Genomic DNA, 19291 nt, shown 5'->3' with positions numbered 1-19291 from the left:
GCCGGTCGGGTAGCGTCGGGCCGGAGGGCCGCGGGGTGCGGCCACGGCTGAGGAGGCGCCCGCGATGACCAGCACCGACGACCGCGACCGCACCGAGCCCGGCGCCCGGCAGGGCGGCGAGCCGGGCGGCCAGGGGAACCCGTTCGGACCGGAGCTGGGCCCGCTGGTGGACGAGGTGCGCCGGTTCGCCGGTGCGCTCGGCGAGAAGGCCCAGGAGGCGAGCGCCACCACCCTGATCACCCTGTCCGGGCTGGCCGACCGGCTTCGCACCCAGCAGCCCGAGGTCTACTCCCACCTCGCCGCCGCCGGCACCGGGCTCGCCGCCGCGGGGACCGAGCTGTTGGCCGCCTACCGCGCCGCCGTGGCCGGGCACGAGGGCCGCTGGACCGCCGGGCAGGGCGCGCCGACCGAGAAGATCGACCTCGACGAGGCTGACGGGCCGTCCGCCAAGCAGTGAAACCGTGACTTTCGGAGGGTGATCGCGTTGCTCTCGTACGTCACGAAGAAGGAGATTAGATAAGACTTTTGAAGCATCCCGGCCCGCCTGCCCCAGGATTGTCTTCGGATAATGTATGCGAGGCTGTGTACGGGGGCCGGGTTGGGCGGTAGCGTTTCCGTCCAGCGGAACGAGTGAATAGCTGAGGGACACATGGCTCTGACCATCGGCGTCGATGTCGGCGGGACCAAGATCGCGGCAGGTGTGGTCGACGAGGCGGGCGCGATCCTGGCCCGGACCAGGGTGCCCACCCCGGCCGACCCGCAGTGGGCGGTCGACGCCATCGCGCAGGCCGTGCGCGAGCTCAAGGAGCAGCACCCCGGCGTCACCGCGGTGGGCGTCGGCGCCCCCGGCTTCGTCGACAGCAACCGCTCCACGGTGATCTTCGCCCCCAACATCGACTGGGAGAACGAGCCGCTGCGCGGGCGGGTCGAGGAGCTCACCGGCCTGTCCACCGTCGTGGAGAACGACGCCAACTGCGCGGCCTGGGCCGAGTTCCGCTTCGGCGCGGCCGAGGAGCACCAGGACATGGTGCTGATCACCGTCGGCACCGGCATCGGCGGCGGCATCGTCCTGGACGGCCGGCTGCACCGCGGCCGCTTCGGCGTGGCCGGCGAGATCGGCCACCTCAACATGGTCCCCGACGGCCTCACCTGCGGCTGCGGCGGCAAGGGCTGCTGGGAGCAGTACGGCTCCGGGCGCGCGCTGCGCCGCTACGGCCGGGAGAAGGCCGCCGCCGACCCGCAGCGCGGCCGCCGGATGCTGGAGCTCAACGACGGCGTGGCCGAGACCATCCGCGGCATCCACATCACCCAGGCCGCCGAGGAGGGCGACCCGCTCGCCCTGGAGTGCTACGCCGAGCTGGCCGACTGGCTGGGCCGCGGCATGGCCGACCTCGCCGCGCTGTTCGACCCGGGCGTCTTCGTGCTCGGCGGCGGCGTCTCCGACTCCGGCCGACTGCTGCTCGACCCGGTCGCCAAGGCCTTCGAGCACTACCTGACCGGCGGGGTGCACCGCCCGCGCGCCGAGGTCGTGCTGGCCTCGATGGGCTCCGCCGCCGGCATCGTCGGCGCGGCGGACCTCGCCCGCGTCCCGTAACCGCCCCACCCCTCAGAGCCCGCCGGCGGCGGTGCGACCGGGCCCCGACCGATCCCGGACGCACCGCCGCCGTCGCACGTCCCGGCCCGGCCGCGTACGGTCGGACCGATCAGGTGACCGCCCAGGGGAGGACCATGAGCGCCGCGACCACGACCGCCGCCGCGACCGGGACAGCCGCGACCGGGACAGCCGCGGCCCCCGTACCGCTGCCGCCGCCCGGCCCGGGCCGGCTGCGGCTGCTCAGCTACAACATCCGCTCGCTGCGCGACGACCGGCGGGCGCTGGCCCGGGTGGTCCGGGCCTGCGAGCCGGACCTGGTCTGCGTCCAGGAGTCCCCGCGCTACTGGCGGCCCGAGGGGCAGGCCGCCTGGCTGGCCCGGAACACCGGGACGGTCGTGCTGGCCGGCGGCGGCCGCACCGCCGCCGGTCCGCTGCTGCTCGGTCGGCCCGGCGCGGTGGAACTGCTGGAGGTGCACGACCGGCTGCTGCCGAAGACCCGCGGCCTGCACGCCCGGGGCTTCGCCGGCGCGCTGCTGCGGCTGCCCGGCACGGCGCCGTTCACCGTCACCAGCTGCCACCTCAGCCTGGACCCGGAGGAGCGGTACGGGCAGTTCGAGCTGCTGCTCGACCAGCTGGGGATCGCCGAACTCGGCGTCGTGGCGGGGGACTTCAACGAGCACCCGGACGGGCCGGGCTGGCGGCTGCTGGCCTCCCGGCTCCAGGACGGGTACCCGACCGCACCCTGGGGAGGCGAGTTCACCTCCGTCCCGGAGCGCCCCTACCAGCGGATCGACGCCGTCTTCGCCACGCCCGGGATCACCGTCCTCGGCTGCGGGGTGCCGCACGGCCTGCCCGGCGTCACCGAGGCCGACCTGCGGGCCGCCACCGACCACCTGCCGGTGCTCGCCGTCCTCGAACTGCCGGGCGGCTAGCCGTCAGACGACCGCGCCGTGGTCCGGGTCCTCCGGCTCGTCCTCGTCGCGGTCCTTCATCCGCGCGACCAGGGTGACGAAGCCGCCGAGGAAGGCGGTGATCCCGACCCAGGCGGGCCAGCCGGAGATCTCCCGCCAGACCACCGCGTCGACCAGCAGCAGGGCCGGGCCGCCGAGCACCGCCAGCCAGGCGAACTTGGCGGTCACGTCGGCGGCGGGCAGCGGCGGGGGCTCCGGCGGGACGAAGTGGCCCTCGTCGGTCTCCTCGGCCAGCTCGAAGTCGCGCGGGCCCGCGCCGCCGGCCGGCATCACCGGGCGGCCGGAGCGGGGGCGGGGCCGCGGGGCGAGGTCGGAGAGGTCGTCCCGGTCGCCGCGGGCGCCGGTGCCGGCCTCCTTGGTGCCGCCCTTGAGCTCGTTCTGCGCCCGGAGGTTCTCGACCTCCGGCCAGTTCGGGTTGTTGAGGTCGACCGGGTCGTCGAACTGGGCCACCAGGGCGGCGAAGATCTCGTCCTGCTCGGCCTGGCTGCGCTCGGGGGCGCGGCGCGGACGGCGCTCGGCGGGGGCCTGGGGCCCGGCGGCGTCTCCGGCGGAGCCGGCGGTGTCCTCGACGATGTCCTTGACGGGCGGGGGCGTCGCGGCGCCGTCCGGACCGCCGCGATCCGCCGGCGTACCGCTCGGGACGGCGGCGTTCGCCCCGCCGTCCTTGGTCGCGCCGTCCTCGCGGGGAGTCTCGTCCCCGCCGCCCGCCGTGCTGCTCTCGTGCACTTCCGGCCCTTCAGCCATGGTGATCGTCGGATTCGACCCGGGTGACGCCCGCCGCGTTCGCGGGAGCCAGCCGTCGGATGAAGTCCTGGCTGGCCCCGAATATTTCCGCCGCGTCGTGGTCCAGCGTGGCGACGTGGAAACTGCGCTGGCACAGCCGCTCCGTCACGTCCGTCGAGGATATCCGGGCCAGCACCAGTTCCGAGTTGGCCGGCGAGACGACGTGGTCCTGCGGGCTGCGGAACAGCAGCACCGGCTGGGTCACCTCCGGCAGCAGCCGCTGGACCTCCCGCCACAGCCGGGTCAGCGACCAGGCGGCGTGCAGCGGGGTGCGGTCGTAACCGACCTCGGCCGAGCCTGCCCGGGCGATGTCGTTGGCGACCCCGGGACGGCTGGGGACCAGGTGGCGCAGCACCGGCAGCAGCACGCTCGCGGGGGTGTCCGAGCGCACCGACGGGTTGACCAGCACCAGGCCGGAGACCGTCGGCCCGTGCAGGGCCGCGAGCCGCAGCGCCAGCGCGCCGCCCATCGACAGCGCGCAGACGAAGACCTGCTCGCACTCCTCGGCGAGCGCCAGCAGCTCGCGCTCGACCTCGGCGTACCAGTCCTCCCAGCGGGTGAGCTGCATGTCCTGCCAGCGGGTGCCGTGCCCGGGCAGCAGCGGCAGCGAGACGGTGAAGCCGGCCGCCGCCAGCTCGTCGGCCCACGGCCGCAGCGACTGCGGCGACCCGGTGAAGCCGTGGCAGAGCAGCACCCCCACCGGTCCGCCGCGGTGGCGGTACGGCTCGGCACCGGGCAGCAACGGCATGGCGGACTCCTTCGCGGGCGGGTGGCGCTGGGGGAGGGGACGCTGGTGGGGAGGTGCTGCGAAACCGCATCGTCCCACGCTCCGCGCCGGGTCGTACACCCCCTTCGAGCGTGCTCGGCCCGGCCCCTACGGCGGGGCCGGGCACGGCGGGCGGCCGCGGGGCATTAGGATCGACCGGTCCGCATAACAGGAGGCCCCGGTTGTTCTACCGACTGATGAAGATGATCGTCGCGCCACTGCTTCGGCTCTTCTTCCGGCCGTGGATCGAGGGCGAGGAGAACATCCCCGCCGAGGGTGCCGCGATCATCGCGAGCAACCACCTGTCCTTCTCGGACTCGTTCTTCTTCCCCGCGCTGATCAAGCGCCGGGTGACCTTCATCGCGAAGGCCGAGTACTTCAACACCCCGGGCCTCAAGGGCCGGCTGACCGCCGCGTTCTTCAAGGGCGTCGGCCAGCTGCCGGTGGACCGCTCGGGCGTGCGCGGCGCCGGCGAGGCCGCGATCCGCAGCGCCATCGCGGTGCTGGACCGCGGCGAGCTGTTCGGGGTCTACCCGGAGGGCACCCGCTCGCCCGACGGCAAGCTGTACCGCGGCAAGGTCGGCGGCCTGGCCCGCGTCGCGCTGGCCACCGGCGCCCCGGTGATCCCGGTCGCCATGATCGACACCGAGAAGGTGCAGCCGCCCGGCCAGGTGGTCCCCAACTTCGGCATCCGCCCCGGCATCCGGATCGGCCGCCCGCTGGACTTCTCCCGCTACCACGGCATGGAGAACGACCGCTTCATCCTCCGTTCGGTGACGGACGAGGTGATGTACGAGATCATGCGGCTCTCCGGCCAGGAGTACGTGGACATCTACGCGACCGCCGCCAAGCGGCAGATCGCCGACGAGAAGAAGAAGGCCGACGCCGAGCGCCGGGCCGCGGCCAAGGCGGAGAAGGCGGAGGCCGCCGAGGCGGAGAAGGCGGAGAAGGCCGCGGCCGAGGCCGCGAAGTCCGCCGAGCCGGGCACCTCGGAGAAGCCGGAGTAGTCGTCCGGGCGGCCGCCTGGCCGACCGGACGGGCCCAGGGGAGGGCGGGGCGGATGACGGACGACGGCGGCAGAGCCGGTGCGGTCGGCGGCACGGTGGCGGCCGGCGGCATGTCCGTCGAGCTCCCGCTGTGGCGGGCGATCTCCTACTTCCGGGTGCTGGCCCTGTGCTACGCGCTGCTGCGGTACTTCAACTCGTACCTGCACTTCCTGCACCCGGTGGCCGGCTGGATCTTCCTCGGCGCGCTGACCCTGTGGACCCTGGCCAGCACCCGGGCCTTCGCCGACCCGCGGCGCTGCACCTGGTACGTCCTGGGCACCGACCTCACCCTCGCCGTCACCGGCATCGTGATGAGCGGGCTGACCGACTCCCCGGCCCGGATCAGCCACGGCGCGCCCACCCTGCCGACCATCTGGGCGGCCGGCACGGTCCTCGGCTTCGCCGCGAAGGGCGGCTGGCGCCCGGCGGCGGCCTCGGGCTCGGTGATCGGCGTCGCCAACATCCTCGGCCACGGCGGGCCGACCGGCGACAACATCCACAACATCGTGCTGCTGATGGTGGCCGGCTGCGCGATCGGCTACGTGATCGAGCTGGCCCGGGCCAGCGAGGACACCCTCACCCGGGCGCTCCAGGTGGAGGCGGCCACCCGGGAGCGCGAGCGGCTCTCCCGGGACATCCACGACGGCGTGCTCCAGGTGCTCGCCCTGGTCCAGCGGCGCGGCGCGGAGCTGGGCGAGGGGACGGGCTCCGGCGCGGGCTTCGCCGAGCTCGGCCGGCTGGCCGGTGAACAGGAGCGTGCGCTGCGCACCCTGATGACGGGTGGTCCGCTGCCGGCCCAGCGCGCGTCGCGGTCCGACGCCGCCGAGCCGCCGGACCCGGACGCCCCGCGCGACCTCACCGCCCTGCTGCGCCCGTACGCGGACGAGCGGATCACGTTCTCCGCGCCCGGCACCCCGGTGCTGCTGCCCGGCCCGGCGGCGGGCGAGCTCGCGGCGGCGGTCGGCGCCGCCGTGGACAACGTGCGCAAGCACGCGGGGGAGCGGGCCCGGGCCTGGATCCTGGTGGAGGACGAGCCGGAGGCCGTCACGGTGAGCATCCGCGACGACGGCCCCGGCTTCGCCCCGGGCCGGCTCGGCGAGGCGGAGCAGGCCGGCCGGCTCGGCGTCTCCCAGTCGATCCGCGGCCGGCTGCTGGACCTCGGCGGCACGGCCGAGCTGTACTCGGCGCCCGGGGAGGGCGTCGAGGTCGAACTGCGCGTCCCGAGGAAGGCCACCGCATGAACGAGCAGCTGACGACCGACCAGCCGACCGCCGACCGGCCGGTGCGGGTGATGGTGGTGGACGACCACCCGATGTGGCGGGACGCCGTCTCGCGCGACCTCGCCGAGGCCGGGCTGGACGTGGTGGCCACCGCGGGCGACGGCGAGGAGGCCGTCCGCCGGGCCCGGGCCTGCACGCCGCAGGTGGTCGTGCTGGACCTCAACCTGCCCGGCCTGTCCGGCGCCGAGGTGTGCCGCCAGGTGGTCGCGCACGACCCGGCGGTGCGGGTGCTGGTGCTGTCGGCCAGCGGCGAGCACCAGGACGTGCTGGAGGCGGTGAAGTCCGGCGCGACCGGCTACCTGCTGAAGTCGGCCGGGCGGGAGGAACTGCTGGACGCGGTGCGCCGTACGGCCGTCGGCGACGCGGTGTTCACCCCCGGGCTGGCCGGCCTGGTGCTCGGCGAGTTCCGCCGGCTGGCCGCCGAGCCGGCCGCGGCCTCGGCGCCGGCCGCCCCGCGGCTGACCGCCCGGGAGACCGAGGTGCTGCGGCTGGTGGCCAAGGGGCTGTCGTACCGGCAGATCGCCGACCGGCTGGTGCTGTCGCACCGGACGGTGCAGAACCACGTGCAGAACACGCTCGGGAAGCTGCAGCTGCACAACCGGGTGGAGCTGGTCCGGTACGCGATCGAGCAGGGCCTGGACGACGGGTTCTGAGCGCCGCTCCGGTCGCCGGGCGCCCCGCGCGGCCCCGGGCGGGGCACATCCGCCCGGGGCCGCGCCGCCGGCTCAGCGCGGCGCGGCCGTCGCCTCGCGCAGCAGGCCCGCCACGATGCCGACGCCGTCGCGGGTGAGCACCGACTCCGGGTGGAACTGGAGCCCGGCGAAGCCGTGCCCGCGCAGCGCGTGCACGTCGCCGGTGAGGGCGTCCCGGGAGACCTCGACGCCCTCGGCGGCGAGCCGCGCCGCGTCCTGCTCCGAGCAGCGCGCGGTGAAGGTGTTGTAGAAGCCGACCGTGTGCTTGCTGCCGAACAGGTCGATGCGCTCCTGCGCCCCCTGGTACGGGACGGCCTTGCGGCCCAGCGCGAGCCCGAGTTCGGCGGCCAGCAGCTGGTGGCTCAGGCAGACCGCGAGCAGCGGCGAGGTGCGGGCGCCGGCGCGGACGGCGGCCAGCGCGTCCGCGACGATCGGCCGCAGCACCGCCATCTTGGGGTCGTCCGCGAGCGCCGGGTCGCCCGGGCCGGGGCCGAGCACCAGCGCACCCCGGTGCGCCGCGACCCGCTCGCGCAGCCCCGGCTCGTCGTAGCGGGCCACCGTCACCCGGTGGCCGAGCGAGCCGAGCAGGTGGGAGAGCATCGAGGTGAAGGTGTCCTCGCCGTCCACGACCAGGGTCGGCTCGGCCTCGGTGATCTCGGCCGGCTGCTGCATCCGCAGCCAGAACGGCGCGAGGTCGGCCCGGCGGGCGTCCAGCGCGGCCTGCACCCGGTGGTCGTCGGCGAGCCGGGGCCCGACCGGGTGGGGCAGCCGGGCGGGCGCGGGCCGGGCGCCGATCGCGGTGAGCACCCCGGCGGCCTTGGCGTGGGTCTCGGCGACCTCGGACTCCGGGACGGAGTGGCGCACCAGGGTGGCGCCGACCCGGACGACCAGCCGGCCGGTGGCCGGGTCGATGTCGGCGGTGCGGATGCAGATCGGCGAGTCCAGCAGCTGCCCGCCGCTGGCGGAGCGGCCGATCAGGGCGAGCGCGCCGGAGTAGTAGCCGCGCCCGGAGGGCTCGTAGCGCCGGATCACCCGGGTGGCGTTCTCGACCGGGCTGCCGGTGACGGTCGCCGCGAACATCGTCTCGCGGAGCACCTCGCGGACGTCCATCGAGGTGCGCCCGCGCAGCTCGTACTCGGTGTGGGCGAGGTGGGCCATCTCCTTGAGTCGGGGCCCGAGCACCTGGCCGCCGAGGTCGCCGACCGTGCACATCATCTTGAGCTCCTCGTCCACGACCATGGTGAGCTCCTCCAACTCCTTGGGGTCGTGCAGGAATTGGAGCAGCGAGTCGAGGTCGGAGCCGCCGGTCGGGTAGCGGTAGGTGCCGGAGATCGGGTTCATCACGACGGTGCCGCCGCTCTGCCGGACGTGCACCTCGGGGGAGGCGCCGACCAACACCCGGTCACCGGTGTGCACCAGGAAGGTCCAGTAGGCGCCGCGCTCCTGCTCCAGCAGCCGCCGGAAGAGCGTCAGCGCGAGCTCGGGGGAGAAGTCCTCCAGCGTCGCGTGGAAGTCGCGCCGGATCACGAAGTTGGCGCCCTCCCCGTTGCCGATCTCGTCGCGGATCACCCGGCGGACGATCGCGGCGTACGCGTCGTCGTCCACGTCGAACCCGCCACCGGCAAGTGAGACCGGCAACTTCGGTAGGGCGTAGGTGAATTCGGCCAACGGAAGCACGTGTTGCTCGGCCACCGAGAGGGCCTGGAGGGGGGTTCCGTCGTCGTGCGCCTCGAAGCCGCGCTCGCGGATCTGGCGGTACGGGACGAGTGCGAGCAGGTCGTGCACCGGCCCGCCGTCGGCCGGCGCGCCGCTGCGCACGGGCAGGTCGGCGAGGTGCTCGTAGCTGTCGACGGTGCCCAGCAGCACCTCGACGGTGTCCGGGCTGAGCCGGGGCGTGCGGCGGTGCAGCAGGGCGAACGCGGGGGCGTCCGGGCCGGTGAGACGGGTGAGCAGGTCGACGGCGGTGGTCACGGGAAACGGCTTCCTTCCGGATGGACTGCTGAGAGGCGGTGCAGGGTCCGCTCCCGGAGGGCCGTCTGCTCAGACGTCGACGGCCGCCCCGAGGGGCGGCCGTCGTGTTCGTCTAGGAACGCGTCATCTGTGGGCCACCCTTGGGGGAGGTCCACCACCAGGAGTGGGTGTGGGGCGCGTGCATGGTTGGAGCGTAGCGGATGCGTCGGGACGGGTGAGGGCGATCACGTCTTTGTCCGAGATGTGTCTCATCACTCGGGCAATAGTCACGAGTCACTCCAGTCACCCCGTAGCCTTGGCGGTGTGACCGCTACGACTGAGACATCGAGGGCTGCCCATTCCTGGGAGTCCCTGCCCGCGGCGCAGCAGCCTGAATGGCCGGACCAAGAGGCTCTGCGCAAGACCCTTGCCGAGCTCGCCTCCTATCCGCCGCTCGTCTTCGCCGGCGAGTGCGACCAGCTGCGCGCCCGGCTCGGAGCCGTGGCGCGCGGGGAGGCCTTCCTCCTTCAGGGCGGTGACTGTGCCGAGGCCTTCGACGGCGTCTCGGCGGAGCACATCCGCAACAAGCTGAAGACGCTGCTCCAGATGGCCGCCGTGCTGACGTACGCGGCCTCCGTTCCGGTGGTGAAGGTCGGCCGCATCGCCGGCCAGTACTCCAAGCCGCGCTCCAAGTCGACCGAGACCCGCGACGGCGTGACGCTGCCGGTCTACCGCGGCGACTCGGTGAACGGCTTCGAGTTCACCCCCGAGTCCCGCATCCCGGACCCGGAGCGCCTGAAGCGGATGTACAACGCGTCCGCCGCGACGCTCAACCTGGTGCGCGCGTTCACCACCGGTGGTTACGCGGACCTGCGCCAGGTGCACGCCTGGAACCAGGACTTCGTCCGCAACTCGCCGGCCGGCCAGCGCTACGAGCAGCTCGCCCGGGAGATCGACAACGCCCTGGCGTTCATGAGCGCCTGCGGCGTGGTGCCGGAGGAGTTCAAGGCGGTCGAGTTCTTCTCCTCGCACGAGGCGCTGATCCTCGACTACGAGACCGCGCTGACCCGCGTGGACTCGCGCACCGGCGAGCTGTACGACGTCTCCGGCCACATGGTGTGGATCGGCGAGCGCACCCGCCAGCTGGACCACGCGCACATCGAGTTCGCCTCGAAGATCCGCAACCCGATCGGCGTCAAGCTCGGCCCGACCACCTCGGTGGACGACGCGCTCGCCCTGATCGAGAAGCTGGACCCGGAGCGCGAGCCCGGCCGCCTGACCTTCATCACCCGGATGGGTGCGGGCAAGATCCGCGACCACCTGCCCGGCCTGGTGGAGAAGGTCACCGCCTCCGGCGCCAAGCCGGTGTGGATCTGCGACCCGATGCACGGCAACACCTTCGAGGCCTCCAGCGGGCACAAGACCCGCCGCTTCGACGACGTCCTGGACGAGGTCAAGGGCTTCTTCGAGGTGCACCGCGCGCTCGGCACCCACCCGGGCGGCATCCACGTGGAGCTGACCGGCGACGACGTGACCGAGTGCGTCGGCGGCGGCGACGAGGTCATGGTGGACGACCTGCACCAGCGCTACGAGACGGCCTGCGACCCGCGGCTCAACCGCAGCCAGTCGCTGGACCTGGCGTTCCTGGTGGCGGAGATGTACCGCGGCCAGTAGGCCCGGTGCCCGTCCGATGTGACGAAGGCCCCTCCGGATTCGGGTTTCCCGAGCCCGGAGGGGCTTTTTCGTACCCGTTCCGCCGGGTAAGGTAAGCCTCAGCGAACTAAGGTAGACCTTAGTCAAGATCCACTCCGCTTCACCCCCGGGAGACACCGCGATGTACGTGTGCATGTGCCATGCGGTCACCGAGGACCAGGTGAAGAAGGCGATCGACGGCGGTGCCAACACCCCGCGCCAGATCGCGAAGGGCTGCCGGGCCGGCACCGACTGCGGCTCCTGCGTGCGCCGCATCCAGGCGCTGCTCGGCGAGCACGGCGCCCGCCCCTGCCCGACCGCCCGGCTGGCCGCGAAGCTCGGGCTCGCGGACCCGGAGGCCCCGGAGGTCCCGGCGGAGCCGGCCGGGGAGGCCCGGGGGGCCGCCCCGGTGGTCCCGCTGCGAGCCGCCTGAGCGGTCCGGGCGGCCTGAGCGGCCCCTGAGCGGCCCGGGCGTACGGCCTCAGGACTCCGGCTGCTCGATGACCTGGGCGAGGTAGAGCGCCTCGCCGAGCTTCTCCAGCAGCTCCAGCTGGGTGTCGAGGTAGTCGATGTGGTGCTCCTCGTCGGCCAGGATGTCCTCGAAGATGTTCGCCGAGGTGACGTCGTTCTTGGCCCGCATCACCACGATCCCGCGCTTGAGCCGGTCGATCGCCTCGACCTCGATCTGGCGGTCCGCCTCGAACATCTCCTTGACCGTCTGGCCGATCCGGACGTGGAACAGCCGCTGGTAGTTGGGCAGCCCGTCCAGGAACAGGATCCGGTCGGTGAGCGTCTCGGCGTGCTTCATCTCGTCGAAGGACTCGTGCCGGGTGTACTTGGCGAGCTTCGTCCAGCCGAAGTTCTCCTGCATCTTGGCGTGCAGGAAGTACTGGTTGATCGCGGTCAGCTCGGCGGTGAGCTGCTCGTTGAGGAACTCGATGACCTCGGGATCGCCCTGCATGGTGGTGCCTCCTGCGCTCGTGCTGCTGCCGTGAGTCCTGCGTGTGTCCTGCGTGATCCTGTGCTGGGTCCTGCGCTGGGTCCTGTGCTGGGCATCCTGGCACCGCTTCGGGAGGAAATTCCAGTAAGTTCACACTCACTAGGACATGTGCCGGAATATCCGATTCATTCCGAAGGGCGCCGGCGGGCGATCGACCACTGGTCCGTACGGGCGGGGGCGCGAAGCCGTGGAAAGGGGCGCGCGCCGAGGCATGTCCGCCGTCTGTCACCATGGATCCATGGGTCAGTCGAAACACGAACCGCTTCCGCCGCCTGACCCGAGGCTCCCCCCGGGCCAGCGCGCGCAGCGCGGCTGGCCCGCCCTGCACTACGGGCCGGTGCCCCGCTTCAAGCCGCTGACCTGGGACCTCCAGGTGTTCGGCGCCACCGCCTCGGCGGAGAAGCACAGCTGGGACTTCGAGGCCTTCAACGCCCTGCCGCGCACCACCGTCGTCGGGGACCTGCACTGCGTGACCAAGTTCTCGGTCCTCGGCAACGAGTGGACGGGCGTGTCGGCCGCCGCCGTGCTCGACCTGGTGCCCCCCGCGCCCGGCGTCACCCACGTCATGGTCTGGGCCGAGTACGGCTACAGCGCCAACCTGCGGCTGGCCGACTTCGCCGACCCGCGCACCCTGCTCGCCACCCACCGCAACGGCGAGGCGCTCACCGCCGAGCACGGCTTCCCGGTCCGGTTGGTGGTGCCGCGGCTCTACGCCTGGAAGGGCCCCAAGTGGGTCCGCGCGGTGGAGTACATGCGGGCCGACCGGCGCGGTTTCTGGGAGGAGCGCGGCTACCACAACCTCGCCGACCCCTGGCGCGAGCAGCGGTACTCCTACCAGGAGGAGCCCGGCGACGGGCCGCTGCGCTGACCCCGCACCGGGAGTCCTAGAACAGCGAGAACTTGACCGTCACCGTGCTGCGCTGCGGGCGCCGCTCGCCCGCCGCCGGGCTCTGGCCGGACGAGGTGACCGCGCCGAACACGTCCCAGCCGCTGGTCTGCATGGTGAAGCCCGCCGCCTGGAGCGCCTTCTGCGCCTCGTCCCTGCTCATCCCGGTGACGTTCGGGACCGGCACCATGCCCTTGCTGACCACCAGCGCGACCGCGGAGTTCTCCTGCAGCAGCTGCCCGGCCGCCGGCGAGCTGCTGATCACCGAACCCTCGGGCACGGTGTCGTCGTAGGTCTCGGTCACCCCGCCCCTGGTCAGCTGGGCGCCGGTCAGGGCCGCGGCGGCGTCGGCGGAGCTCTTGCCGACGAGCTCCGGCACCGCGATCCGTTTGGGGCCCTTGGAGACGGTGACCGTGACGCTGTCGCTCTTGCGGGTGCGCGCGCCCACCCCGGGGTCGGTGGAGATCACCTGTCCGGACGGGACGGACTCGCTGAACACCTCGACGAACCTCCCGTGCAGGCCCGACTTGTCCAGGACCCGCTGCGCCTCGGCCCGGTCCTTGCCGAGCACGCCCGGCACCGAGCCGTACAGCCCCTGGGAGATGCCGTAGGTGGCGCCGCCGATCGCCAGCACGAGGGCGGCCAGCGCGGCCGTCCAGATCAGTGTCCGGCGCGGGAGACGGCGCAGCCGGCCCGGCCGGCGCTGCTGCACCGGGGTCGGCTCGTCGTACGGGCGGGGCTCGGCGAGCAGCTCGTCCATCAGCTCCGGCGGCATGTCCAGCACGCTGGTGCGCTCGGTGGGCGGGGCGTCGGCGGGCCGCGGCAGCGGCTGGATCACCGAGGTCGGCTCGCTGGTGGGGTAGCGCGGGCTGGGCCGGGTGGAGGCCGGCGGCTCGGCGTCCAGCTCGGCCGGGGCGAGGGTGCGGCGGACCCGCTGGAGGGCGGCGAGCAGCTCGACCGCGTCGTACGGGCGGGCGGCGGCCGACCGGGCGCAGGCGCCGGCGACTATCGCGTCCAGTTCGGGGCCGACGGCGGGGGCGACCAGGGAGGGGGCCGGGACGTCCTCGTGCAGGTGCTTGTACATGACCTGGACGGGGTTGTCGCCGGTGTGCGGGCGGCGGCCGGTGAGCATCTCGTACAGCAGGATGCCGGCCGCGTAGACGTCCACCCGCTGGTCGGTGGCGGCGTCCGGGAGGATCTGCTCGGGGGCCAGGTAGGAGACGGTGCCCATGACCGTGCCGCCGGTGGCGGTGGTGGTCGAGGTGGGCGCGCCGTCGGCGGTGCCGAGCACCCGGACCAGGCCGAAGTCGGCGACCTTGACCAGGCCGCCCTCGGTGATCAGCACGTTCTCGGGCTTGACGTCGCGGTGGACCAGCCCGGCCCGGTGGGCGGCGCCGAGCGCGGCCAGTACCGGCTCCAGCACGTCCAGCGCGGCCCGGACGGACAGCGCGCCGCGGTCGCGCAGCAGGTCGCGCAGGGTGCGGCCGGGCACGTACTCCATGGCGAGGAAGACGTGGCCGCCGTCCGCGCCCTGGTCGAAGACGTTGACCACGTTGGGGTGGGTGAGCTTGGCGACCGCCTTGGCCTCGCGGATGAAGCGGGCGGTGAAGCCCTCGTCGCCGGCCAGCGAGGGGTGCATCACCTTGAGCGCGACGACCCGGTCCAGCCGGGTGTCGGTGCCCCGGTAGACGGTGGACATCCCGCCGGTCGCGACGCGCTGCTCGACCCGGTACCGGTTGTCGAGCAGGGTGCCGATCAGGGGGTCGTGCAATGCCATGTCCACCCGAGGAGTCTAGTGGCGGCCCCGGCGGCCGGGCCCGGAGGACGCCGCCGCCGGGCCCGGCTGTGCCCGGGTTGTGACACGCGGGCGCGTCAGAACGCGGGGTGCTCGCGGGTGTCCAGGTCGGCTAGGCCGGCCATCGCGGAGGAGGCCTCGGCGTGGAAGCGCCGCGGGATCCGGCCGGCCCGGTGGGCGAGCCGGCCGGCCTCGGCGGCGTGCCGCATCGCCCCGGCCATCAGCACCGGGTCCTGAGCCCGGGTCACCGCGGAGGCGAGCATCACCGCGGCGCAGCCCAGCTCCATCGCCAGCGCCACGTCGGAGGCGGTGCCGGCGCCCGCGTCCAGGATCACCGGGACGCCCGCGTTCTCCACGATCAGCTGGAAGTTGTGCGGGTTGCGGATGCCCAGGCCCGAACCGATCGGCGAGCCCAGCGGCATGACGGCCGCACAGCCGACGTCCTCCAGCCTGCGGGCCAGCACCGGGTCGTCGTTGGTGTACGGCAGGACGGTGAAGCCGTCGTCGACCAGGGTCTCGGCGGCGTCCAGCAGCTCGATCGGGTCGGGCAGCAGGGTGCGCTCGTCGGCGATCACCTCCAGCTTGACCCAGTCGGTGCCGAGCGCCTCGCGGGCCAGCCGCGCGGTCAGCACGGCCTCGCCGGCGGTGAAGCAGCCGGCCGTGTTGGGCAGCACCCGGATGCCGTTGCGGGTCAGCACGTCCAGGACGGAGCCCTGGGTGGAGGCGTCGACCCGGCGCATCGCCACGGTGGTCAGCTCGGTGCCGGAGGCGAGCAGCGCGCGCTCCAGGACCTCCAGGCTGGGGGCGCCGCCGGTGCCCATGATCAGCCGGGAGGAGAAGGTCGTCCCGGCGATGGTGAGGCTGTCCCCATCGGTGGAGAGAAGGGTGTCGGCCATGGTTCAGCCTCCCTGCACGGCGGTGAGGATCTCGATCCGGTCGCCGGTGCTCAGCGCCGTCCCCGGCCACGAACCGCGGGGCACCACGGCCTCGTTGAGCGCGGCGGCGACACCGGTGTTGGCGGCGCTGACGGCGGACACCACCTCGGCGAGGGTGGTCGTGGCGGGCACCCGGCGGGGCTCGCCGTTGACGGTCAGGGCGATCTCGTGCCGGGTGGTCTCGTCGTGGGTGGTCTCGTCGTGGGTGGTCTCGGTCATGCGGAGGCCTTCGTCGTGGAGCGGTCGGGGGAGAAGCGCAGGGGGGTGAACGGCCGTGCGAGCTCGGGGACTTCGCCGGTGGTCAGGTACTCGGCGACCAGGTCGGCGGTCACCGGGGTGAGCAGCACGCCGTTGCGGTAGTGGCCGGTGGCGGCGACCAGGCCGGGCAGCGAGGTCGGGCCCAGCAGCGGGGCGTTGTCCGGCGAGCCGGGGCGCAGCCCGGCCGAGGTCTCCAGCAGCGGGAGTTCGGTGATGCCCGGAACCAACTCGTGGGCGTCGCGGAGGAGTTCGTACACCCCGCCGGCAGTGACGGTGGTGTCGTAGCCCTGCTCCTCGGTGGTCGCGCCGACCACCAGCTCGCCGTTCTCCCGGGGCACCAGGTAGAGGTGCCGGCCGCGGACGACGGCGCGGACGTTGCGGGACAGGAACGGGCGGTAGGCGTCCGGGACGTGCAGCCGCAGCACCTGCCCCTTCACCGGGCGGATCGCGGGCAGCACCCCCTCGGGCAGGCCGGGCAGCCGGTGGCTGTGCGGGCCGGCGGCGAGCACGGTCCGGTCCGCGGTCACGGTCTCGTGGGTGCTCAGGCGGGCGCCGGCCGCTCGGCCGTCGCCGACCAGCAGCTCGACCGCCTCGGCCCGGTGGACCAGGACACCGGCGCGCTCGCAGGCGAGGACCAGGGCCCGGAGCAGCCGGCGGCCGTCCACCTGGTGGTCCTCGGCCACGTGCAGGCCGCCGCGCACGCCGGGGGCGAGCATCGGCTCCAGCCTGCGGGCCTCCCGGCCGGTCAGCCAGGCCGAGTCCAGGCCGAGCCGCTGGTGGAAGGCGTGCAGTTCGCGCAGTTCCTCGCGGTCGTCGGAGTCCAGCGCGACGGCGAGCGTGCCGCACCGGCGGTAACCGGTGTCCTGGCCGCCGCTCGCCTCGGTGAGCTCGGCGGCGAAGGCCGCGTACCGCTCGTTCGAGGCCATCCCGAGGCGCAGCAGCGGCTCCTCGCCGTACTGCAGCTCGGTGACCGGGGCGAGCATCCCGGCCGCGACCTGGGCCGCGCCGCCGCCAGGGGAGGGGTCGACCACGATCACGTTCCGCAGACCGCGCTGGGCGGCGCGCCAGGCGACGGCGAGGCCGATGATCCCCCCGCCGATCACCAGCACCTCGGCGTGGGCGCCCGATGGCAAGCGTGACAAGGCTGCTCTTCTCCCTTCGCCGGTATGACCCGGATCAGGTTCGGACGGTCGCGGGCCGTGTCAGCCCGCCTCTCAGCCCGGTACGCCGGGCTCCCGTGTGGTGTCCCCACCTTAACGCCGGGGGCCGTCCCGGCCGAAGGCGCGTACGAGGCGTGGACGGGGGTGGGACAGCGGGGCGGGACGGCGGGGGATGCGGGACGGCCCGCGGCCGCCGGCCGACGGCTGAGTACAGTGACGGGCGTGGCAGAGCTGAGCGGAACGGATCGGGTGGTCGTCGTCGGAGCCGGGCTGGCCGGGGCGCAGTGCGCCCTCAAGCTGCGGCAGGGCGGCTGGCGGGGGCGGATCGCCCTGGTCGGCGAGGAGCCGCACGCGCCGTACGACCGGCCGCCGCTCTCCAAGGACGTGCTGCTCGGCAAGACCGACTCCACCGCCCTGGACATCGACTACGGGCAGCTCGGCATCGAGCTGCTCACCGGCCGCCGCGCCACCGGCCTGACCCCCGGCGTGCTGCACACCGACGGCGGCGACCTCCCGTACGGCTCGCTGGTGATCGCCACCGGCGCCGTCCCGCGCGCCCTGCCCGGCGCCGAGCGGGCGCACCTGCTGCACACCCTGGACGACGCCCTGGCGCTGCGCGCGCTGCTGCGCCCCGGGCTGCGGCTGGTGCTGGTCGGCGCGGGCTGGATCGGCGCCGAGGTGGCCACCGCGGCCCGCGCGGCGGGCTGTGCGGTGACGGTGGTCGAGGCCGGTCCGGCGCCGCTGCCCGGCGCGCTGCCGACGGAGATCGGTTCGGCGATGGCCGCCTGGTACGCCGAGGCCGGGGTCGACCTGCGCTGCGGGGTCGGCGTGGCCGCCGTCGAGCCCGGAGCGGTGCTGCTGGCGGACGGCTCGCACCTGCCCGCCGACGAGGTGGTGGTCGGCATCGGGGCCCGCCCGGCGACCGGCTGGCTGGCCGGCTCCGGGGTCGAGCTGGACCCGACCGGCGCCGTCGTGGTGGACGGGCGGCTGCGCACCTCGGTGCCCGGCGTCTTCGCGGCGGGCGACTGCGTCAGCTACCCCTCGGCCCGGACGGGGGCCCGGCTGGCCGTCCAGCACTGGGACCACGCCCTGCAGTCCGGCGAGGCGGTGGCCGCCGCCGTGCTGGGCGCGGACGGGCCGGCCTACGACCCGGTGCCGTACTTCTGGTCCGAGCAGTTCGGGCGGATGGTCCAGTACGCCGGCCGGCACGCCGAGGGCGACCAGCTGGTCCGGCGCGGCGGCCCGCGGGACGCCGACTGGTCGGTGCTCTGGCTGCGCGACGGCGTGCCCAGCGCGCTGCTGACCGTGGACCGGCCGCGCGACCTCACCCAGGGGCGCCGGCTGATCGAGCGCGGCACCGCGCTGGATCCGGTCCGCGCGGCGGACCCGGCGGTGCCGCTGAAGGCGGCCACGGCGTAGGGCCGTGTGCGCTGGAGGCGTCCGAGGTGGCAGTCTGGTGCCGTGAGCGAGATCGATGCCAAGACTGAAGCCCTGGTCCCCGAGTGGCTGTACCTGCCCGACATCTCCGAGAAGTGGGGTGTGCTGGTCACCGAGGTCCGCAACATGGTCAAGAAGGGTGACCTGATCGCGGTCCGCCGCGGCCCCAACAAGTCCCTGCAGGTCCCGGCCGCCTTCATCGACGAGGACGGCCCGGTCAAGCACCTGGTCGGGCTGCTGACCGTGCTGCGGGACAGCGGGTTCTCCGACGACGAGATCATCGCGTGGATGTTCACCGAGGACGAGTCGCTGCCCGGCACCCCGGTGCAGGCGCTGTGGGAGAACCGGGCGACCGAGGTCAAGCGCCGCGCCCAGGCCATGGCGCTGTGACCACCGACCCGCGCGCCCGGCTCGCCGACGCCCGGCTGTACCTGTGCACCGACGCCCGCCGCGAGCAGGGCGACCTCGCCGAGTTCCTGGACGCGGCGCTGGCGGGCGGGGTGGACATCGTCCAGCTGCGCGACAAGGGCCTGGAGGCCAAGCAGGAGCTGGAGGCCCTGGAGGTATTCGCCGACGCCTGCCGCCGGCACGGCAAGCTGCTGGCCGTCAACGACCGCGCCGACGTCGCCCACGCGGCCCGGCCGGACGTGCTGCACCTCGGCCAGGACGACCTGCCGGTGCCCGCGGCCCGGGCGATCCTCGGCGAGGACGTGCTGATCGGCCGTTCCTGCCACGCCGAGTCCGAGGTGGACGCGGCGCTCGCCGAGCCCGGCGTGGACTACTTCTGCACCGGCCCGGTCTGGCCGACCCCGACCAAGCCGGGCCGCCCGGCGCCGGGCCTCGGCCTGGTCTCGTACGCGGCGAAGCAGGCCACCGACCGGCCGTGGTTCGCGATCGGCGGGATCGACCTCGGCAACCTGGACGAGGTGCTGGCGGCCGGTGCCCGCCGGATCGTCGTGGTGCGGGCCGTCACCGCCGCGGCGGACCCGCGGGCGGCCGCCGCCGAGCTGTCCCGCCGGGTGCGCGCGGCGCTCTGACCGACCCGG

The 19291-nt window shown here is 74.0% G+C and carries 20 protein-coding genes and 1 riboswitch; of the genes, 12 read left to right on the top strand and 8 right to left on the bottom strand.

The genetic code is table 11. The features are described 5' to 3' along the window. Positions 1-64: 64 nt before the first annotated feature. The 3 genes from ACZ5GH_RS09460 (at position 65) to ACZ5GH_RS09450 (ending at position 2526) form a co-directional block, all read left to right on the top strand. Positions 65-457 carry a DUF5304 family protein gene (locus ACZ5GH_RS09460; protein WP_387748869.1) on the top strand — a complete coding sequence of 131 codons (393 nt, stop codon included), beginning with the start codon at positions 65-67 and terminating at the stop codon, positions 455-457. A 192-nt stretch (positions 458-649) separates the two neighbouring features. Further along, entirely contained in the window at positions 650-1594 is a 945-nt protein-coding gene (locus ACZ5GH_RS09455) for an ROK family glucokinase (protein WP_387748871.1), read from the top strand. A gap of 134 nt (positions 1595-1728) precedes the next feature. Next, entirely contained in the window at positions 1729-2526 is a 798-nt protein-coding gene (locus ACZ5GH_RS09450) for an endonuclease/exonuclease/phosphatase family protein (protein ID WP_387748873.1), read from the top strand. Positions 2527-2529: 3 nt separating this feature from the next. Here the strand turns inward: ACZ5GH_RS09450 and ACZ5GH_RS09445 are convergent, their stop codons facing one another. Both ACZ5GH_RS09445 and ACZ5GH_RS09440 read right to left on the bottom strand, forming a co-directional pair. Next, positions 2530-3291: a hypothetical protein gene (locus ACZ5GH_RS09445; protein ID WP_464333918.1), complete on the bottom strand. Its 762-nt coding sequence runs from the start codon at positions 3289-3291 to the stop codon at positions 2530-2532. Between the two features lie 10 nt (positions 3292-3301). Further along, positions 3302-4096 carry an alpha/beta hydrolase gene (locus tag ACZ5GH_RS09440; RefSeq protein ID WP_464333917.1) on the bottom strand — a complete coding sequence of 265 codons (795 nt, stop codon included), beginning with the start codon at positions 4094-4096 and terminating at the stop codon, positions 3302-3304. A gap of 200 nt (positions 4097-4296) precedes the next feature. Here ACZ5GH_RS09440 and ACZ5GH_RS09435 point away from each other — a divergent pair, with 200 nt between their 5' ends. Genes ACZ5GH_RS09435 through ACZ5GH_RS09425 form a run of 3 tightly spaced genes read left to right on the top strand, consistent with a single transcriptional unit; the run spans position 4297 to position 7093 of the window. Continuing rightward, the gene (locus ACZ5GH_RS09435) at positions 4297-5121 is read left to right on the top strand and encodes a lysophospholipid acyltransferase family protein (protein WP_387748879.1); all 825 of its coding nucleotides are present in this window, start codon (positions 4297-4299) and stop codon (positions 5119-5121) included. Positions 5122-5174: 53 nt separating this feature from the next. Continuing rightward, a complete protein-coding gene (gene macS / locus ACZ5GH_RS09430) occupies positions 5175-6401 on the top strand; it encodes a MacS family sensor histidine kinase (RefSeq protein WP_387748881.1) in 1227 nt (408 codons plus the stop codon). Next, entirely contained in the window at positions 6398-7093 is a 696-nt protein-coding gene (locus ACZ5GH_RS09425) for a response regulator (protein ID WP_464333916.1), read from the top strand. The genes macS and ACZ5GH_RS09425 overlap by 4 nt, the downstream gene beginning before the upstream one ends. A 72-nt stretch (positions 7094-7165) precedes the next feature. Here the strand turns inward: ACZ5GH_RS09425 and ACZ5GH_RS09420 are convergent, their stop codons facing one another. Beyond that, positions 7166-9103, bottom strand: coding sequence for a chorismate-binding protein (locus ACZ5GH_RS09420; protein WP_464333915.1), 1938 nt, complete (start codon positions 9101-9103; stop codon positions 7166-7168). 303 nt (positions 9104-9406) lie between these two features. Here ACZ5GH_RS09420 and ACZ5GH_RS09415 point away from each other — a divergent pair, with 303 nt between their 5' ends. Further along, entirely contained in the window at positions 9407-10756 is a 1350-nt protein-coding gene (locus ACZ5GH_RS09415) for a class II 3-deoxy-7-phosphoheptulonate synthase (RefSeq protein ID WP_387748887.1), read from the top strand. 160 nt (positions 10757-10916) lie between these two features. After that, positions 10917-11207: a (2Fe-2S)-binding protein gene (locus tag ACZ5GH_RS09410; RefSeq protein ID WP_387748889.1), complete on the top strand. Its 291-nt coding sequence runs from the start codon at positions 10917-10919 to the stop codon at positions 11205-11207. 48 nt (positions 11208-11255) lie between these two features. Here ACZ5GH_RS09410 and bfr read toward each other — a convergent pair whose 3' ends face one another. Further along, complete coding sequence (gene bfr, locus ACZ5GH_RS09405) at positions 11256-11735, bottom strand: bacterioferritin (RefSeq protein WP_063347260.1); 480 nt, start codon at positions 11733-11735, stop codon at positions 11256-11258. Between the two features lie 277 nt (positions 11736-12012). On the opposite strand from bfr, the gene ACZ5GH_RS09400 reads away from it, so the two are divergent. Continuing rightward, positions 12013-12642 (top strand): molybdopterin-dependent oxidoreductase, encoded by a 630-nt coding sequence (locus tag ACZ5GH_RS09400; protein ID WP_387748891.1) that lies wholly within the window; start codon positions 12013-12015, stop codon positions 12640-12642. A gap of 16 nt (positions 12643-12658) precedes the next feature. On the opposite strand, the gene pknB is transcribed toward ACZ5GH_RS09400, so the two are convergent. The 4 genes from pknB to thiO form a co-directional block, all read right to left on the bottom strand. Further along, positions 12659-14437: a Stk1 family PASTA domain-containing Ser/Thr kinase gene (gene pknB, locus ACZ5GH_RS09395; RefSeq protein ID WP_387749292.1), complete on the bottom strand. Its 1779-nt coding sequence runs from the start codon at positions 14435-14437 to the stop codon at positions 12659-12661. 95 nt (positions 14438-14532) lie between these two features. Next, on the bottom strand, positions 14533-15351 hold the full coding sequence (locus ACZ5GH_RS09390) for a thiazole synthase (RefSeq protein WP_464333914.1): 819 nt from the start codon (positions 15349-15351) through the stop codon (positions 14533-14535). Between the two features lie 3 nt (positions 15352-15354). After that, positions 15355-15609, bottom strand: coding sequence for a sulfur carrier protein ThiS (thiS, locus tag ACZ5GH_RS09385; protein ID WP_464333913.1), 255 nt, complete (start codon positions 15607-15609; stop codon positions 15355-15357). Then, the gene (thiO, locus tag ACZ5GH_RS09380) at positions 15606-16790 is read right to left on the bottom strand and encodes a glycine oxidase ThiO (RefSeq protein ID WP_464333912.1); all 1185 of its coding nucleotides are present in this window, start codon (positions 16788-16790) and stop codon (positions 15606-15608) included. The genes thiS and thiO overlap by 4 nt, the downstream gene beginning before the upstream one ends. Further along, positions 16785-16897, bottom strand: a riboswitch (TPP riboswitch). It overlaps the preceding gene by 6 nt. Positions 16898-17021: 124 nt before the next feature. Here thiO and ACZ5GH_RS09375 point away from each other — a divergent pair. From ACZ5GH_RS09375 to thiE, 3 genes are read left to right on the top strand one after another with little or no spacing between them, the layout of a single operon-like run. After that, positions 17022-18227 (top strand): NAD(P)/FAD-dependent oxidoreductase, encoded by a 1206-nt coding sequence (locus ACZ5GH_RS09375; protein WP_464333911.1) that lies wholly within the window; start codon positions 17022-17024, stop codon positions 18225-18227. A gap of 42 nt (positions 18228-18269) precedes the next feature. Next, positions 18270-18635 (top strand): Rv2175c family DNA-binding protein, encoded by a 366-nt coding sequence (locus ACZ5GH_RS09370; protein WP_387748901.1) that lies wholly within the window; start codon positions 18270-18272, stop codon positions 18633-18635. Further along, the gene (gene thiE, locus ACZ5GH_RS09365) at positions 18632-19282 is read left to right on the top strand and encodes a thiamine phosphate synthase (protein WP_387748903.1); all 651 of its coding nucleotides are present in this window, start codon (positions 18632-18634) and stop codon (positions 19280-19282) included. The genes ACZ5GH_RS09370 and thiE overlap by 4 nt, the downstream gene beginning before the upstream one ends. The last annotated feature ends 9 nt before the right edge of the window (positions 19283-19291 follow it).

This window comes from Kitasatospora sp. Xyl93, from assembly GCF_055383135.1.
This window is presented reverse-complemented; position numbering and strand designations above follow the sequence as displayed.

Excerpts from the sequence above, each read along its gene's own strand:
- bfr (WP_063347260.1), bottom strand. The coding sequence starts at position 11,735 with ATGCAGGGCGATCCCGAGGTCATCGAGTTCCTCAACGAGCAGCTCACC.
- ACZ5GH_RS09425 (WP_464333916.1), top strand. The coding sequence starts at position 6,398 with ATGAACGAGCAGCTGACGACCGACCAGCCGACCGCCGACCGGCCGGTG.
- ACZ5GH_RS09440 (WP_464333917.1), bottom strand. The coding sequence starts at position 4,096 with ATGCCGTTGCTGCCCGGTGCCGAGCCGTACCGCCACCGCGGCGGACCG.
- ACZ5GH_RS09410 (WP_387748889.1), top strand. The coding sequence starts at position 10,917 with ATGTACGTGTGCATGTGCCATGCGGTCACCGAGGACCAGGTGAAGAAG.
- ACZ5GH_RS09390 (WP_464333914.1), bottom strand. The coding sequence starts at position 15,351 with ATGGCCGACACCCTTCTCTCCACCGATGGGGACAGCCTCACCATCGCC.
- macS (WP_387748881.1), top strand. The coding sequence starts at position 5,175 with ATGACGGACGACGGCGGCAGAGCCGGTGCGGTCGGCGGCACGGTGGCG.
- ACZ5GH_RS09450 (WP_387748873.1), top strand. The coding sequence starts at position 1,729 with ATGAGCGCCGCGACCACGACCGCCGCCGCGACCGGGACAGCCGCGACC.
- thiS (WP_464333913.1), bottom strand. The coding sequence starts at position 15,609 with ATGACCGAGACCACCCACGACGAGACCACCCACGACGAGACCACCCGG.
- ACZ5GH_RS09455 (WP_387748871.1), top strand. The coding sequence starts at position 650 with ATGGCTCTGACCATCGGCGTCGATGTCGGCGGGACCAAGATCGCGGCA.
- ACZ5GH_RS09460 (WP_387748869.1), top strand. The coding sequence starts at position 65 with ATGACCAGCACCGACGACCGCGACCGCACCGAGCCCGGCGCCCGGCAG.
- pknB (WP_387749292.1), bottom strand. The coding sequence starts at position 14,437 with ATGGCATTGCACGACCCCCTGATCGGCACCCTGCTCGACAACCGGTAC.
- ACZ5GH_RS09400 (WP_387748891.1), top strand. The coding sequence starts at position 12,013 with ATGGGTCAGTCGAAACACGAACCGCTTCCGCCGCCTGACCCGAGGCTC.